General features: G+C 68.4%; 14 protein-coding genes. 6 read left to right on the top strand and 8 right to left on the bottom strand.

The window, feature by feature from the left end:
• The first annotated feature begins 185 nt into the window (after nt 1–185).
• Complete coding sequence (locus tag AC1DW3_RS11170) at nt 186–704, top strand: hypothetical protein (protein WP_477931380.1); 519 nt, start codon at nt 186–188, stop codon at nt 702–704.
• Nucleotides 705–920: 216 nt separating this feature from the next.
• Here the strand turns inward: AC1DW3_RS11170 and glmS are convergent, their stop codons facing one another.
• Complete coding sequence (gene glmS / locus AC1DW3_RS11165; protein ID WP_477931379.1) at nt 921–2,780, bottom strand: glutamine--fructose-6-phosphate transaminase (isomerizing); 1,860 nt, start codon at nt 2,778–2,780, stop codon at nt 921–923.
• A 136-nt stretch (nt 2,781–2,916) separates the two neighbouring features.
• Here glmS and AC1DW3_RS11160 point away from each other — a divergent pair, with 136 nt between their 5' ends.
• Entirely contained in the window at nt 2,917–3,387 is a 471-nt protein-coding gene (locus AC1DW3_RS11160; protein WP_477931378.1) for an Lrp/AsnC family transcriptional regulator, read from the top strand.
• 86 nt (nt 3,388–3,473) lie between these two features.
• Nucleotides 3,474–4,526, top strand: coding sequence for an NF038122 family metalloprotease (locus tag AC1DW3_RS11155; protein ID WP_477931377.1), 1,053 nt, complete (start codon nt 3,474–3,476; stop codon nt 4,524–4,526).
• 56 nt (nt 4,527–4,582) lie between these two features.
• On the opposite strand, the gene AC1DW3_RS11150 is transcribed toward AC1DW3_RS11155, so the two are convergent.
• The 6 genes from AC1DW3_RS11150 to AC1DW3_RS11125 all read right to left on the bottom strand — a co-directional run bounded on the left by AC1DW3_RS11150 (nt 4,583) and on the right by AC1DW3_RS11125 (nt 10,698).
• Nucleotides 4,583–5,764, bottom strand: coding sequence for a class I SAM-dependent rRNA methyltransferase (locus tag AC1DW3_RS11150; RefSeq protein WP_477931376.1), 1,182 nt, complete (start codon nt 5,762–5,764; stop codon nt 4,583–4,585).
• Nucleotides 5,761–7,278, bottom strand: coding sequence for a hypothetical protein (locus tag AC1DW3_RS11145; protein ID WP_477931375.1), 1,518 nt, complete (start codon nt 7,276–7,278; stop codon nt 5,761–5,763). The genes AC1DW3_RS11150 and AC1DW3_RS11145 overlap by 4 nt, the downstream gene beginning before the upstream one ends.
• Complete coding sequence (locus AC1DW3_RS11140) at nt 7,275–8,198, bottom strand: tyrosine recombinase XerC (RefSeq protein ID WP_477931374.1); 924 nt, start codon at nt 8,196–8,198, stop codon at nt 7,275–7,277. Before AC1DW3_RS11140 ends, AC1DW3_RS11145 begins: the two co-directional genes overlap by 4 nt.
• Nucleotides 8,195–8,905: a DUF484 family protein gene (locus AC1DW3_RS11135; protein WP_477931373.1), complete on the bottom strand. Its 711-nt coding sequence runs from the start codon at nt 8,903–8,905 to the stop codon at nt 8,195–8,197. Before AC1DW3_RS11135 ends, AC1DW3_RS11140 begins: the two co-directional genes overlap by 4 nt.
• Nucleotides 8,902–9,741, bottom strand: a complete 840-nt coding sequence (gene dapF / locus AC1DW3_RS11130) for a diaminopimelate epimerase (protein WP_477931372.1) — start codon at nt 9,739–9,741, stop codon at nt 8,902–8,904. The genes AC1DW3_RS11135 and dapF overlap by 4 nt, the downstream gene beginning before the upstream one ends.
• A 78-nt stretch (nt 9,742–9,819) precedes the next feature.
• Complete coding sequence (locus tag AC1DW3_RS11125) at nt 9,820–10,698, bottom strand: lysophospholipid acyltransferase family protein (protein ID WP_477931371.1); 879 nt, start codon at nt 10,696–10,698, stop codon at nt 9,820–9,822.
• 130 nt (nt 10,699–10,828) lie between these two features.
• Here AC1DW3_RS11125 and metK point away from each other — a divergent pair, with 130 nt between their 5' ends.
• Both metK and AC1DW3_RS11115 read left to right on the top strand, forming a co-directional pair.
• Nucleotides 10,829–12,010 (top strand): methionine adenosyltransferase, encoded by a 1,182-nt coding sequence (gene metK, locus AC1DW3_RS11120; RefSeq protein ID WP_477931370.1) that lies wholly within the window; start codon nt 10,829–10,831, stop codon nt 12,008–12,010.
• A 140-nt stretch (nt 12,011–12,150) separates the two neighbouring features.
• On the top strand, nt 12,151–13,692 hold the full coding sequence (locus AC1DW3_RS11115) for a methyl-accepting chemotaxis protein (RefSeq protein WP_477931369.1): 1,542 nt from the start codon (nt 12,151–12,153) through the stop codon (nt 13,690–13,692).
• Between the two features lie 98 nt (nt 13,693–13,790).
• Here the strand turns inward: AC1DW3_RS11115 and AC1DW3_RS11110 are convergent, their stop codons facing one another.
• The gene (locus AC1DW3_RS11110) at nt 13,791–14,456 is read right to left on the bottom strand and encodes a response regulator (RefSeq protein WP_477931368.1); all 666 of its coding nucleotides are present in this window, start codon (nt 14,454–14,456) and stop codon (nt 13,791–13,793) included.
• A gap of 137 nt (nt 14,457–14,593) precedes the next feature.
• Here AC1DW3_RS11110 and AC1DW3_RS11105 point away from each other — a divergent pair, with 137 nt between their 5' ends.
• The gene (locus tag AC1DW3_RS11105; RefSeq protein ID WP_477931367.1) at nt 14,594–14,878 is read left to right on the top strand and encodes a hypothetical protein; all 285 of its coding nucleotides are present in this window, start codon (nt 14,594–14,596) and stop codon (nt 14,876–14,878) included.
• Nucleotides 14,879–14,891 lie beyond the last annotated feature (13 nt).

Here is a 14,891-nt window from a genome sequence, read left to right as displayed (position 1 = left end):
CGACTTCAATCGGTCAACCCAACTAATTCTGCGGACTCAGTTCCAGCTTGACTGAGCGGATCGCTGGTCACCAACAGCGTGACGCCGCCCGGCCATCGCCGTCACTTCGCCTCAGGGATTGAAGGGATGCCGGGCCGGGATGGCCTGCGACAACATGGCGTCCAACGCCACGACCGCGTCAGGCCATGTTCGTCAATCCCGGCTTCGACATCCTTGCCTCGCTGCTGAGCGGGGTCGGGACCTGCTTGTGCCTGGTTTGCCTGGACGGCCGGCCATGGCTGTCGCAAGCGGAGCTGACGGCGCTACAGGAGCAGCAGGCGAGGATGTGGCAGGCCGAGGCGCAAGGAGCGGTGCTCGGCATCGTCCCCGACGGGTTGCGCGCCTGCGGCTTCGTTGCTCTGGGCGCCGCTCGCGTCGCGGCGCTCAAATGCGTCGAACACGCCGAACGGCATCAACTGCCCTACTGGGTGGCGTCGGAGGCGCAGGGCATCGACTCCCACGTGTGGGTCGTCGTGCTGAAGGCCACCGACGGCGCCTCGCAGTTGCTTCTAGATTCGTACGGCTCGGAGACCGGCTCCCCCCGCCGGCCACGCTTCGGTGTGATGGAGTTACCTTGCGAGGCGATTGAGGTCCATGCGGCGGTACAGGTCAAGGACTCGGACGGCTTTGCCATGTACCACCCGGCTTTCGACTGCCACCGGTAGCTGCGGCCGGCCGCCTCAACGCCGTTAGGGCAGCGTCTCGCTCACATTCGAGTCGCTTCCGTCCACGAAGTTGTTGTCCCACATGAAGCTTGGAAGCCATGCGTCCTGCGGCCAAGGTAGGCGCCAATTGCGCCTTCATTGATGAGTCCGACGGACTTTATTAATGCCCGACGGACTCTATTTGTTGGCGTCAGGGAGTCAGCCATGCGGCCCCGGTCACTCCACAGTGACCGACTTCGCCAGATTGCGCGGCTTGTCCACATCCGTCCCGCGCGCACAAGCCGTGTGATACGCCAGCATCTGCAGCGGCACGACGTGCAGGATGGGGCTCAGTTGGCCGTAGTGCTCGGGCATGCGGATGACGTGCAGGCCGGCTTCGCTCTCGATGGCGGTGTCGCCGTCGGCGAAGACATAGAGCTGGCCGCCGCGGGCGCGGACTTCCTGCATGTTGCTCTTCAGCTTTTCCAGCAGCGCGTCGTTCGGTGCCACCGTCACCACGGGCATCTCGGCGGTGACGAGGGCCAGAGGGCCGTGCTTCAGCTCGCCCGCGGCATAGGCCTCGGCGTGGATGTAGGTGATCTCCTTGAGCTTGAGCGCGCCTTCCATGGCGATGGGGTAGTGCAGGCCGCGCGCCAGGAACAGGGCGTTTTCCTTGCGGGCGAATTCCTCGCTCCAGGCAATGACCTGCGGCTCCAGCGCCAGCACGGCCTGCACGGCCACGGGGAGGTGGCGCAAGTCCTTCAGGTGCTCGGCCTCGTCGGCCTCGCTGAGGTGACCACGCGTCTGGGCCAGCGCCAGCGTCAGCAGGAAGAGACCGACCAGCTGGGTCGTGAAGGCCTTGGTGGAGGCCACACCGATCTCGACGCCGGCGCGGGTGATATAGGCCAGCTCGCACTCGCGCACCATGGCGCTGGTGGCCACATTGCAGATGGTCAGCGTGTGCTTCATGCCCAGGCTGCGGGCATGCTTGAGCGCGGCGATGGTGTCGGCCGTCTCGCCGCTCTGGCTGATGGTGACGACCAGGGTGCGCGGGTTGGGCACGCTGTCGCGGTAGCGGTACTCGCTGGCGATCTCGACGCTGGTCGGGATCTTGGCGATGCTCTCCAGCCAGTACTTGGCGGTCGAGCCTGAGTAGTAGCTGGTGCCGCAGGCCAGGATGAGGACGTTGTCCACTTCCTTGAAGATGCGGAAGGCGCCGTCGCCGAACAGTTCGGGGCTGATGCTGGTCACCGCGTCCAGCGTGTTGGCGATGGCCACCGGCTGCTCGAAGATTTCCTTCTGCATGTAGTGGCGGTAGGGGCCGAGCTCGGCGGCGCCGCTGTGGGCATGCACCGTCCTCACTTCGCGCTGCACGGCCTGGTAGCGGCCGGTCGTCGTGTCCAGGCGGCTCAGCCAGTAGCGGCCGAGCTGCAGGTCGACGACATCGCCCTCTTCCAGGTAGACGATCTGGTCGGTCACGCCGGCCAGGGCCATGGCGTCGGAGGCGACGAAGTTCTCCTGCTCGCCCACGCCCAGGATCAGCGGCGAACCCTCGCGGGCGGCGACGACGCGGTGCGGCTCGTCGCGGCAGAACACCGCCACGGCATAGGCGCCCTTGAGGCGCGGCAGGGCCTGCTGCACAGCGTCGAGCAGGTCGCCGCTGTAGAGGTGGTCGATGAGGTGGGCGATGACCTCGGTGTCGGTCTGGCTCGAGAACTGATAGCCGCGCGCCTTCAGCTCGGCGCGCAGTTCGTCGTGGTTCTCGATGATGCCGTTGTGCACCAGGGCGATGCGGCCGACGGCGTCGGCCGTCGCGTTGGCGCCGGGCGAGAAGTGCGGGTGGGCGTTGTGCACGGCCGGCGCGCCGTGGGTGGCCCAGCGGGTGTGGGCGATGCCGGTGCCGGCGGAGATGCCGTCCTGGTCGGCCTGGGCCTGCAGTTCGGCGACGCGCGAGGTGCTGCGGGCGCGCTTGAGGCCACCGTCCTGATGCACGGCCACGCCGCAGGAGTCATAGCCGCGGTATTCGAGGCGCTTCAGGCCTTCGACAAGGATGGGAACGATGTTGCGCTGACTGACCGCGCCGACGATGCCGCACATAGAGAAGTCTCCGTTCGAGGAATGGTGAGCATCCTAGGCAGGGTGTCGCGGCGAATGGATGCAATATTTCTCGTTTCATGAAGGAAAATTTCTCGATACTTCACCGAAGAAATATTCAATCACATAAGTGAGAAAAATGATTGATTTGGACAGCATCGACCTCCGCCTGCTGGGCGCCCTGCAGGACGACGCCTCCCTGAGCAACCAGGATCTGGCCGCCCGCGTCGCCGTGTCGCCCGCCACCTGCCTGCGGCGCGTCAAGCGCCTCGTCGAGACCGGCATCGTGGAACGCCGCGTGGCCCTGCTGTCGCCCGACAAGCTGGGCGCCGGCCTGTCCGCCATCCTCGAGATCACGCTGGACCGCCAGGGTGCCGAGCACCTGGATGCCTTCGAGGCGCGCGCGGTGCAGGAGGCGGTCGTGCAGCAGTGCTGGCGGGTGTCCCCGGGGCCGGACTTCGTGCTCATCGTCCAGCTGGCCGACATGCCGGCCTACCAGGCCTTCACGCAGCGCCTGCTGACCCAGGACGCCAATGTGCGCAACATCAAGGCCTTCTTCAGCGTGAAGCGGGCCAAGTTCGACACGCGCATCGCGCTGCCACCCCCCTAACTTCACATGGTCCCCCGCGAGCCCGGGGGGCAAAAGCCGTTCCCGCAGCCGACAGAATCTTGCTCCCCCCGATCGGAGCTCTTCCCATGCTGTTCCGCAAGTCCTTGCGCCCCGCCGCCTTCGCGCTGGCCGTCGGCTTCGCCGGCCTGGCCCCCACCGCCCAGGCCCTGAACATCGTGCTGAACGATGTGGGAGCCACACCCATGACCGCCCAGCAACTGGGCGCCTTCCAGACCGCGGCCAACTACTGGTCGGGCAGGCTCACGGACAACGTCACCGTCTACGTCAGCATCGCCTTCGCCGACCTGGACGCCGGCGTGCTGGGCTCCACCCGATCGGCGCTGACGACCCTCAACTATGGCTCGCTGCGCAGCAGCCTGCTGACCGACCAGAAGTCGGCCACGGACGCTGCCGCCGTCGCCACGCTGCCGAACACCAGCAGCCTGAGCTTCTGGGCCACCCAGGGCGACCTGACCACCCGCTTCGACAACGACGGCTCGGCCAACAACCGGCTCTTCAGCCTCACCACGGCCAATGCCAAGGCCCTCGGTGGCACCACGCCCACCGATGCGACCTCCCCGGATGCCCGCATCACCTTCGGCAATGCCTTCGCCAACAGCTTCGCCTACGCCCGCATCAATGGCCAGGTGCCGGCCAACAAGGTCGACTTCATCACGGTGGCCGAGCACGAGATCGGCCACGCCCTGGGCTTCGTCTCGGGCGTGGACAGCATCGACTTCTGCGTGGACCACGCCGCCCAATGCGGCCCGCTGGAAACCCAGGCCTGGTACTCGTCGCTGGACCTGTACCGCTACTCGGCCGCCGGCAAGCGCGACCTGACACTCGGCGGTTCGCCCTATTTCTCCCTGGACGGCGGCGCGACTTCCGTCCAGCCGTTCTCGACCGGCGTCGCACATGGCAACGGCCAGCAGGCCAGCCACTTCGGCACCAGCGTCATCACGCTGATGCGCCCCTTCGTCGTCAACGGCCAGTCCTACGACGCCAGCGCCAGCGACCTGATGGCCTTCGACGCCATCGGCTGGGACCTGGCCGCCGCCGTGCCGGAGCCAAGCCAGTACGCCCTGCTGCTCGGCGGCCTCGCCGCCATCGGCCTGGCACGCCGCCGCCAGCGCGACTGAAGCCCGAGCCTGCAATGCAAAGCGGCCCCGCGGGGCCGCTTTTTCTTTGCCGGGCCTCAGCGCTTCAGCAGGCCCAGGCCCTTCAGGTAGTCGCCTTCCGGGAAGCAGACCGTCTGCGGATGGTCGGCCGCGGCCGACAGGCGCTCGACGATATAACCGTCCACGCCCGCGTCCAGGCCGGCGCCAGCGACGATCTTGTGGAAGAGGTCGGGCGAGATGCCACCTGAGCAGGAGAAGGTGTAGAGCAGGCCACCGTCGTTCAACAACATGAAGGCCAGGCGGTTGATGTCCTTGTAGGCCCGCGCGGCACGCTCGGCGTGGGCGACCGTGGGCGCGAACTTGGGCGGGTCGAGCACGATGGCATCGAAGCGCCGGCCCTCCTGCAGGCAGCGTCGCAAGGTCGCATTCACGTCGGCATCCCAGGCCTGGTGGCGGCTCGCGTCGAAGCCGTTCAGCTCGACGTGGGCCTGGGCACGCGCCAGCACCGGGCCGGAGGAGTCGACGCTGACGACCTCGCTCGCGCCGCCCGCCAGCGCCGCGACCGAGAAGCCGCCGGTGTAGCTGAAGCAGTTCAGCACGCTCTTGCAGCCGTACTGCTTCACCGCGTCGGCAAAGCGGCGGCGGCTGTCGCGCTGGTCGAGGTAGTAACCGGTCTTGTGGCCTTCCGCCACATCCAGCGTCAGCCGCCAGTCGTGCTCGCGGATGGTCAGCGCCGTGTCGCCCTCACCACGCAGCCAGCCCGTCTGCACCGGCAGGCCTTCCCATTCGCGGGCCTGGGCGTCGGAGCGCTCGTAGAGGCGCGCGAGGCCGGTCACGGCCAGCAGCGCATCGACGATGGCGCCCTTCCAGCGCTCGGCACCGGCGCTGCCAAACTGCGCGACCAGCGTGTCGCCATAGCGGTCGACGACGAGGCCGGGCAGGCCGTCGGCCTCGCCGTGCACCAGGCGCCAGGCGTCCGACGCGATGGCCAGCCGGCTGCGCATCGCCACCGCCTGCTCGATGCGTCGCTTGAAGAAGGCCGCGTCGATGCGCTCGGCCTCGTCGAAGCTCCAGGCCCGCAGGCGGATCTGCGACTGAGGGCTGAAGGCCGCCCAGCACAGGAAGGCGCCGTCGGCCGACTCGACGCGCACCGTCTCGCCCGAGTCGCCACCGCCGCGCGCGACGGAGCTCTCGAACACCCAGGGGTGGCGCTTGAGCAGGGAGCGCTCCTTGCCGGGCCGGATGACAACTTTCTTCATCGCTGCAGCGTCCCGAAGGCGTAGTTGAGCCCGAGGTGGAGCACGGGCGTGGACTGGTTGCTGCCGCGCATGGTGCGGAACTCACCGAGGCCGGTGCGCAGGCGCAGCCGCTCGCCGACCCGCCATTGCGCCCACAGCTCGGCCTGCGTCACGGCACCGCCGCCCACCTGCACGCCGCCGCCGCCGGCCGCGCCGACCAGCCATTCCGCGCCCACGCGCATGCCGTTCCACAGCGGCGCGCTCTGCACGCCCAGGCCCAGCAGGCCGAAGGAATAGGCACCCGCATGACCAGCCGCCGCGCTGCCGGCCTGCGCCGTGCCGTAGAGGCTGGAGGTGAACTCGCGCGACATGGTCACGGCCAGGCTGCTGACCGCTTCGCGGCGCCCATCCTTGAAGCGCACTCGCGGCAGGTGCATGACGCTGGCGCCGAGCTGCTGCCCGCGCACCGTGCCGCCGCTGTCATCGGCGAGCGCCACGGGCGCACGGTCCAGCGGCATCGAGATCACGGCGCGCACGAAGCGCGCGCTGTAGTTGCCGCGCGGGGCATGGGTCAGCCCCGCGTCGAAACGCAGGCTGGGCCCCCAGGGCGTGATCCAGCGCAGCGTCGGGCCGGCGCGCAGCAGCAGGCCGCTGCCGGTATCCAGGTTGCCACCACCGGCCAGGCCCGCCCCGAGCTGGCCACCGATGCGCAGCTGCGGCGAGCCCAGCGCCCAGTCCTGGCCGATCTGGCCCAGCACTTCCATATAGCCGTCGGCACCGCCCTGGGCCGCACCCGCGGCCTCGATGCCCCACCAGCTGCCATCGACGATGTACTGGCGCAGTTCCGCGCCGGCCTTGCCCACGCGGCGCGTGCGCCGCTCGCCGTTGCGGTCGACGCTGACGGAGCGCGGCGACTCATAGCCGCCGATCAGCGAGATCTCATCGAACTGCAGGCCGGTGCGCTGGCTGGCGCGGCCCGGGCGGCCGGCATCGTCGGGCGAGAAGCTCGCGAAGCCCATCGAACGGCCGATCGAGAAGCTCAGGCCGACGCCGCTCTTCACATTGCCACTGGGGAAACGGATCTGCGAGATGCCGATGCCGGTGTACCAGGCGCCGGCCTCGGTGCGCAGCGACAGTTCGGGCCTGAGCATCAGGCCGCCGCCGAAACGCAGCTGCTGGCTCGACAGCCCGCCGCCCGCGCCGACATACAGGCTGGCCGCCAGATGGGTGTTGCTGCTCAGCCGCCAGCGCCGCTGGCCGGTGAAGCCGACGGTGAAGATGCCGCCGTAGTTGCCCTTGGCCGCGCCGTAGACGCCGGGGCCGAAACCCCAGTCATCGTCCAGGGCCATCATGTAGCTGAGCGATGCGAAGGCGGTGCGGCCGCCGTCGGGCATCTTCATGCGGGTCCAGTTGCCTTCGACCGCCGCGGGGCGCAGCGTGTCGACACGGGCAAACGGGGCGTCGTCGGGAATAGCCCAGGTCGTCGTCGGCAGCATGGCAGCCAGCGCGGCCAAAGCCGTGATTTGGAATCTCATTTCTTGGCTCGGGGGTGCGCGGCGTCGTAGATACGCGCCAGGTGCTGGTGGTCCAGCTGCGTGTACACCTGGGTCGTCGTGATGTGGGCGTGGCCGAGCAGCTCCTGCACGGCGCGCAGGTCGCCGCTGGACTGCAGCAGGTGGGAGGCGAAGCTGTGGCGCAGCATGTGCGGGTGGACATGGGCCGGGCTGCCGGCCGCGACGGCGCGCGCGCTGAGCATGGCGCGCAGCGTCGAGCCGGCAATGCGATGCCCGCGCGAACCGACGAAGAGCGCCGCCTCGCCGGCCGCCGCCATTTGCGGCCGCACGGCCAGCCAGGCGCTCAGCGCCTCGGCCGCGGCCTTGCCCAGCGGCGTGCTGCGGCGCTTGCCGCCCTTGCCCAGCACATGCACCTCGCCAGCCTGCAGGTCGACCCAGCCGTCGGCCTGGCGACTGGCCTGGGCGTCCAGGCCCGTCAGCTCGGAAGCACGCAGGCCGGCACCGTAGAGCAGCTCGACCATGGCGCGGTCGCGCGCCTCCAGCACCGGGTCGGCCGCGGCCTCGGGCGTGTAGGCGGCGAGTTGCACCGCATCGTCCACGCCCAGGGCCTTGGGCAAGGGCTTGGGCGCCTTGGGCGCGCGCAGGCCATCGAAGGGATTCAGCGCGACGCGACCCTGCAGGCCCAGCCAGCGGTAGGCGCTGCGCCAGACCGACAGCAGCAGCGCAATCGACTTGGGCGCCAGGCCTTCGCGATGCAGCAGCGCGGCGAGGCGGCGCGCCTGGGCGATGCTGAGGGCGCGCGCATCGATGGCGCTTGAGGCCAGCATGGCCTGCAGGCGCTCCAGGCCATCGGTGTAGATGCGCAGCGTGCGCGGACTCAGGCGCTGCTGCACGCGGGCGTGCTGCAAGAACTCCGTGAAGTCCTGCGCCAGCTCCATCATGCAGCGAGCAACCCCGCCAGCCCGGCACTGGCAATCTCGCCGACGCGGGTCAGGAAGTCGGTGCCCATCTCGGCCGTGTAGCGCGTCGGGTCGGGCGAGCCCAGCACCAGCAGGCCGAAGGGCTTGTCCTCGTTGGCGCTGGGCTGGTGCAGCGGGATCAGCGCCAGCGAGGTCGCCGTGCCGCCGCTCTCGGACAGGCCCAGCCAGCGCGCCGCCTCGAAGCCCGAGTTCACGCCGCAATAGGGCTGGCTCAGGCTGGAGGCGAAGCTGCGCACGTCGGTGCTGACCGAGGCGGCGAACTCCAACGCCTCGTGCTCGGGCGCCACACCCCACAGGCGCAGGCCGGCCTGAGGGATCATGAACTGGTGGCGCAGCTCGGCCAGCAGCACGTTCGGCAGCTCGGGCGTGCCGACGGCGCGCATGACGGCCAGCGTCCAGCGGTGCAGGCGGTCGGCGATGGCGACGTTGTCCTGGCCGTTGCGGATCATGTCGATGACCCGCATCTCCAGGCCCTTGATCTTGTCGCGCAGCATCTCGGCCTGGCGCTCCTGCAGCGACACGGCGCGCGCGCCATGCGGGTGCTGCAGTTGCACGCTGGCCAGCAGCGCCGCGTGGCGCTCGAAGAAACCGGGTGTGGCCGCCAGGTAGTTGGCGATGTCGGTTTCGGTGATGCCTTGCACCGCGTCAGCGGCCGGGTTGGAACTCACAGCGTGATCTCTCCGTCAAAAACTTTCACTGCGGGGCCGGTCATCAGCACCGGGTTCTCGCCACCCGCCCATTCGATGCGCAGCAGGCCGCCGCGCGTCTGCACTTCCACCGTTTCGTCCAGCCAGCCAGCGCGGATGCCCGCGACGACGGCCGCGCAGGCGCCCGTGCCGCAGGCCAGGGTCTCGCCGGCGTCGCGCTCGAAAACGCGCAGCGCGATGCGGTCGCGGGCCAGCACCTGCATGAAGCCGGCGTTGACGCGCCGGGGGAAATGCGAGTCCTGCTCGATCAGCGGGCCCTGGGTCAGCACCGGCGCCGTCTCGACGTCGTCGACGCGCTGCACCGCATGCGGGTTGCCCATGGAGACGACGCCCAGCTCCGCACCCTCGATGGGCCAGAGCTCGAAGCCGTTCACCAGACGCGGCGTCAGGCCCCGGGCGTCGAAAGGCAGGGCCGCATGCTCGAAGGCCGGCGCACCCATGTTGACCGTCACGCGGCCGTCGTCCTGCAGCTTCAGCAGCAGGCGGCGATTCATCGTGTCGACCTGGATCTCGCGCTTGGTCGTAAGCCCGGCGTCGACGACGAAGCGCACGAAGCAGCGCGAGCCGTTGCCGCAATGCTCCACCTCGTCGCCGGTGTTGTTGAAGATGCGGTAGCGGAAGTCCGCGCCGGCGTCCTGGCTGGGCTCGATGACGAGGATCTGGTCGCAGCCGACACCGAAGCGGCGGTCGCCGAGCAGGCGCATCTGCTCCTTGGTCAGCGCGAAGGGCTGCTTCGTCGCGTCGATGACGACGAAGTCATTGCCGGCGCCGTGCATCTTGGTGAAGCGCAATCTCATGTCAGTCCTGCCCGGCCGCCCGAAGGGGCTGACGCGCCCCCTCGGGGGGCAGCGAGCGCAGTGAGCGTGGGGGCATGTTCATGGAACCGGATTATCGGGGGCGGCCCCGATATCCAGGCCACGCGGCTGCTTATAGCGGTGGTAGCCCCACATGTACTGCCCCGGTGCGCGCCGGATCACGCTTTCCATGGCGGCATTGATGGTCGCGGCGGCCGCCTCGGCCGGTGCGTCCTTGGCGATGTCGGGCGCCGGCAGCACATGCACGACGAAGCCCTGCCCGCCGGGCAGACGCTCGCCCCAGATCAACAGCACCGCCGCTCCCGTCTGCTGCACGAGGCGGGCGGCCAGCGTCATCGTGTAGGCGGGTTGGCCGAAGAAGGGCGCCCACACGCCGAGGCCGTCCGGCGGCACCTGGTCGGGCAGCAGGCCGATGACCTCCCCCTTGCGCAGCGCACGGATCATCTGGCGCACACCGGCCAGGGACGCCGGCGCGGTGGCCAGGCCAGCGCGCTCGCGCGATCCGGCCATCACCTCGCGCAGCGAGGCCTGGCGCGCCGGGCGGTAGAGCACCGTGATGGGCGCCTCGGCCGTCGTGAAACGCTCGGCAATGGCCTGGGCGCAGATCTCGAAGCAACCCATGTGCGGCGTCAGCATGACAAGGCCGCGCTTTTGTTCAAGGGCCGCGGCAATCAGCTCGCCGCCCTCCCAGCGCAGCCTGTCGCCCAATGGCTGGCGCTTGGTGGCTATCCACAGCCAAGGCAGCTCCGCCGCCATGCGGCCGGCGGCCGCAATTGCCGGCCGCGCGTCACCCCAGGCCACCCCCGCCTGGGCCACATTGGCCTGGAAGCGCCGCCGGTAGACCCCCGAGGCGAAATAGACGGCCCAGCCCAGCAGCCCGCCCAAAGCGTGCAAAAGCGCCAAGGGCAGCCGGGACAACAAACGAAAGACCAAGCCCATGTTTCTTATAATCGCCGGATCGCCGAGTTACTGAACTACTTGCGGGGCGATCCATAAATCCCGCTAAAGCGTTCGCCGCATCCTCCTGGAGCAACGGCGACGCCGTCAACAAAGCAACCGGAGTTTAAAAGTGGCGAACGATTTCCTCTTCACGTCTGAATCTGTTTCTGAAGGACACCCCGACAAGGTGGCCGACCAGATTTCGGACGCCATCCTGGACGCGATCTTCGAGCAGGACCCGCGCAGCCGCGTGGCCGCCGAGACGCTGTGCAATACCGGCCTGGTCGTGCTGGCCGGCGAGATCACGACGAACGCCCACGTCGACTACATCCAGGTCGCGCGCGACACCATCAAGCGCATCGGCTACGACAACACCGAGTACGGCATCGACTACAAGGGTTGCGCCGTCCTCGTCGCCTACGACAAGCAGAGTAACGACATCGCCCAGGGCGTGGACCACGCTTCCGACGACCACCTCAACATCGGCGCCGGCGACCAGGGCCTGATGTTCGGCTATGCCTGCGACGAGACGCCCGAGCTGATGCCTGCGCCGATCTACTACGCCCACCGCCTCGTCGAGCGCCAGGCCCAGCTGCGCAAGGACGGCCGCCTGCCCTTCCTGCGCCCGGACGCCAAGAGCCAGGTCACGATGCGCTATGTGGACGGCAAGCCCCACAGCATCGACACCGTCGTGCTGTCCACCCAGCATGCGCCCGAGTACTCGCTCGGCGACCGCATGACGGACGAGTTCTACGAAGCCATCCGTGAAGAGCTGATCAAGCCGGTGCTGCCCAAGGAGTGGATCAACGCCGACACCAAGTACCTGATCAACCCGACCGGCCGCTTCGTCGTCGGCGGCCCGCAGGGCGACTGCGGCCTGACCGGCCGCAAGATCATCGTCGACACCTATGGCGGCGCCTGCCCCCACGGCGGTGGCGCCTTTTCCGGCAAGGACCCGTCCAAGGTCGACCGCAGCGCCGCCTATGCCGCGCGCTACGTCGCCAAGAACATCGTCGCCGCCGGCCTGGCCCGCCAGTGCCAGATCCAGGTCGCCTACGCCATCGGCGTGGCCCGCCCGATGAACGTGACGGTCTACACCGAAGGCACGGGCGTCATCCCCGACGACCAGATCGCCAAGCTGGTCAACGAGCACTTCGACCTGCGCCCCAAGGGCATCATCCAGATGCTGGACCTGCTGCGCCCGATCTATTCCAAGACGGCCGCCTACGGCCACTTCGGCCGCGAAGAGCCGGAGTTCACCTGGGAACGCACGGACAAGGCTCAGGCGCTGCGCAAGGCGGCCGGCCTGTAAACCCTCGTCTCTCGGAGCAAACACCGCCTCTTCAGGCGGTGTTTTTCCTTGCACCAACCGCCACGCACGGACGTAGAGTCAACGCACCGGCAGGGTGCGCGATCACAGCCGCCCGCCGCGCCATCAACCTGGAGGCGGTGATGAACATGCAATCCATGCGAATCGGGACCCGGCTGGGCCTGGGCTTCGGCCTGGTGCTGCTGCTGCTGGCGGTGGCCCTGGGTGTGAGCTACCGGCAGATCGGCGCCGTCGGCCCCCACATCGACCTGCTGGTGGAGCTCCAGCGCCGCCAGGACATGGCCCAGGACTGGCGCACCGCCACCCAGCTCAACGTCACCCGCACCGATGCGGTCGCGCGCGCCGGCGGCGCTGGCCCGGTGGCCGAGTTCTTCTCGCCCGCCATCAAGACGACCAGCGCCAAGATCACCGAGCTGCAGGAGGGCCTGACCAAGGTCGTCGACACCGAGCGCGGCAAGGCCCTGCTCACCGAGATCGCCGACGCGCGCAAGGCCTATGTCGACATCCGCAACCAGGTCTTCGCCCAGCTCAAGGCCGGCGAGGCCGACGCCGCCCTGCAGACGCTGGAGGGCAAGATGCGCCCGGCCTCTGAAGCCTATGTTGCGGCCATCAGCCGCATGGCCGACTTCCAGGGCGAGCGCGTGCGCGTCGAGACCCAACAGGTCATGGAGGAAGCGCGCCGCACGCAGATGATCATGCTGGTCATCGCCATCGCCTGCCTGAGCGTGGGCGTCGCGGCCGCCTGGCTGATCACGCGCTCCGTCGTCGGCCCGCTGCGCGAGGCCATCCAGGAGGCCGAGGAGGTCGGCCGCGGCGACCTGTCGCGCGACATCCGCAGTGTCGGCAGCGACGAGACCGCCCAGCTGACGCAGGCGCTGGGCCAGATGCAGCAGGCCTTGCGCCATCTCGTCGGCTCGKTGCGCGAAAACGCCAACGGCGTGGCGACGGCCAGCACCGAGATCTCGCACGGCAGCAACGATCTGTCGGCCCGCACCGAGCAGCAGGCCAGCGCCATCCAGCAGACGGCAGCGTCGATGGAGGAGCTGTCGGCCACGGTCAGGCTCAATGCCGACAACGCCGGCGAGGCCGACCAGCTCGCGCATGACGCCAGCCAGGTGGCGCGCCAGGGCGGCGAGGTCGTCGGTGAGGCGGTGCAGCGCATGAAGGGCATCGAAGAGAGCTCGCGCAAGATCGGCGACATCATCGGCACCATCGACGCCATCGCCTTCCAGACCAATATCCTGGCGCTGAATGCCGCCGTCGAGGCCGCCCGCGCCGGCGAGCAGGGCCGCGGCTTTGCCGTCGTCGCCAGCGAGGTGCGCATGCTGGCCCAGCGCAGCGCCGACGCGGCCAAGGAGATCAAGGGCCTGATCGGCGACAGCGTCGAGCGCGTCGAACAGGGCGCCGTGCTGGTGAACAAGGCCGGCCAGACCATGGAGCAGGTCGTCACGGCCATCGGCCGCGTCGCGCAGATCGTGCGCGAGATCAGCTCGGCCAGCCGCGAGCAGAGCACCGGCGTCAGCCAGGTCGGCCAGGCCATCACGCAGATGGACCAGGCCACGCAGCAGAACGCCGCCCTGGTCGAGGAAWGTGCCGCAGCGGCYGAGAGCCTGAAGCAGCAGGCGGACGAGCTGGTGAAGCTCGTTTCGACCTTCCGCGTCTAGACCAAGCCGGCATATCCGCTCCGCGCGCCTGACACCTTCATCGGAGCAACTCGCGCCGTGCGAAAGTGAGCCTGCGGCGCGCCAAGGCATTTCTCACATCATTCGCCGTCGGGCATGTTCTCTGGCGTCGAGCCACTCGCGCCATTCTCCTGATCAGATTTTGGCTCGTTGGTCGCGGGCACATTCGAGGCGAGACCGTTCCGCTCGAGATGATCACGAACGGCCGCTGCGTTCCTTTCCACAAGTTCGCTCACAGCCTCGGTAAGGACCCGGTCAATCTCAACACGCTCCATCAGCTCTTCGACACCGATCACCGCTTTGCGGGCCGGATCTCCCTCGTCGCTTTCGCCGGGCGGCGGGGCGCTTGGGCCATTGGCAGCTTGAGGGGTCTGGTCGGTCGAATATTGCCTGCACAGTTCCAGGAACTGGTCGATCTCGGTTGACTTGTCGAACACTGCATCGGCGCCGCACTCGCTCGACTTTCGTCGAATGTCCGGCGTGGCGTAATTGGTCAAGACGATCATGTACTGATCGCTGCGGCGCGCTCTTCCGGCGCGCAGAACCTGGAGTCCGTTGCCCGCTTTCAGCAACATGTCCACTATCGCAAGTCGCCACTGGTCCGCATGCGCCTTCAGCGCCGCGATGCCTTGATCCGCCGTCTCGGCGGTGGCGATGACTTCGACGTCCGCAAACTCTTCCAAGGCCGGAATCAGGCTTGACCGGATTGCAGCACTATCTTCGATCAAGATGGTCGCGATAGGCATGTTCGTCCAGCCGGCGCCAAGTGGGCAAGAACATTTATACATGGCGTGCTGTGTCCATAATGTAGGACGACGCGCTGCCCCTGCACGGAGAGGGCGGATGCACCACGCCAAGCGGGAAAACTGCTCCAGGAGAGGCCATGTCTAACGAGTTGCCTGTTTCGCAGCGAAAGCGGGATGCGTCACCGCTCGACGAAGCACTGACCAAGAACAAGGAAGCTACCGAGGAAGTGGCGCGCGCCGCTGACGATCTGGCTGTCGTGCATGCGGTCCTTGACACCAAGCTCGCCAAAGGTTCGAGTGACGGCGACGTCAAGCGGGCGGTCGCCGAGACGAAGAAGGTCGAGGAACGCCTCAGCGAGTCCGCCGAAAAGCTGGAACAGGTCAACGAGGCCTTGGCGCGCGAAGTGCGTGGCGCTGGTTGAGCCCCCGAGGCGG

It is taken from the genome of Roseateles sp. P2_H4 (assembly GCF_056403315.1).
Note: the sequence above shows the minus strand (reverse complement) of the source record. Positions and strands in the feature narration are given on the sequence as shown.

Bases quoted from the DNA above. Each gene is read 5' to 3' on its own strand.
- AC1DW3_RS11170 (WP_477931380.1), top strand. From the start codon at position 186: ATGTTCGTCAATCCCGGCTTCGACATCCTTGCCTCGCTGCTGAGCGGG.
- glmS (WP_477931379.1), bottom strand. From the start codon at position 2,780: ATGTGCGGCATCGTCGGCGCGGTCAGTCAGCGCAACATCGTTCCCATC.
- AC1DW3_RS11160 (WP_477931378.1), top strand. From the start codon at position 2,917: ATGATTGATTTGGACAGCATCGACCTCCGCCTGCTGGGCGCCCTGCAG.
- AC1DW3_RS11155 (WP_477931377.1), top strand. From the start codon at position 3,474: ATGCTGTTCCGCAAGTCCTTGCGCCCCGCCGCCTTCGCGCTGGCCGTC.
- AC1DW3_RS11150 (WP_477931376.1), bottom strand. From the start codon at position 5,764: ATGAAGAAAGTTGTCATCCGGCCCGGCAAGGAGCGCTCCCTGCTCAAG.
- AC1DW3_RS11145 (WP_477931375.1), bottom strand. From the start codon at position 7,278: ATGAGATTCCAAATCACGGCTTTGGCCGCGCTGGCTGCCATGCTGCCG.
- AC1DW3_RS11140 (WP_477931374.1), bottom strand. From the start codon at position 8,198: ATGATGGAGCTGGCGCAGGACTTCACGGAGTTCTTGCAGCACGCCCGC.
- dapF (WP_477931372.1), bottom strand. From the start codon at position 9,741: ATGAGATTGCGCTTCACCAAGATGCACGGCGCCGGCAATGACTTCGTC.
- AC1DW3_RS11125 (WP_477931371.1), bottom strand. From the start codon at position 10,698: ATGGGCTTGGTCTTTCGTTTGTTGTCCCGGCTGCCCTTGGCGCTTTTG.
- AC1DW3_RS11110 (WP_477931368.1), bottom strand. From the start codon at position 14,456: ATGCCTATCGCGACCATCTTGATCGAAGATAGTGCTGCAATCCGGTCA.
- AC1DW3_RS11105 (WP_477931367.1), top strand. From the start codon at position 14,594: ATGTCTAACGAGTTGCCTGTTTCGCAGCGAAAGCGGGATGCGTCACCG.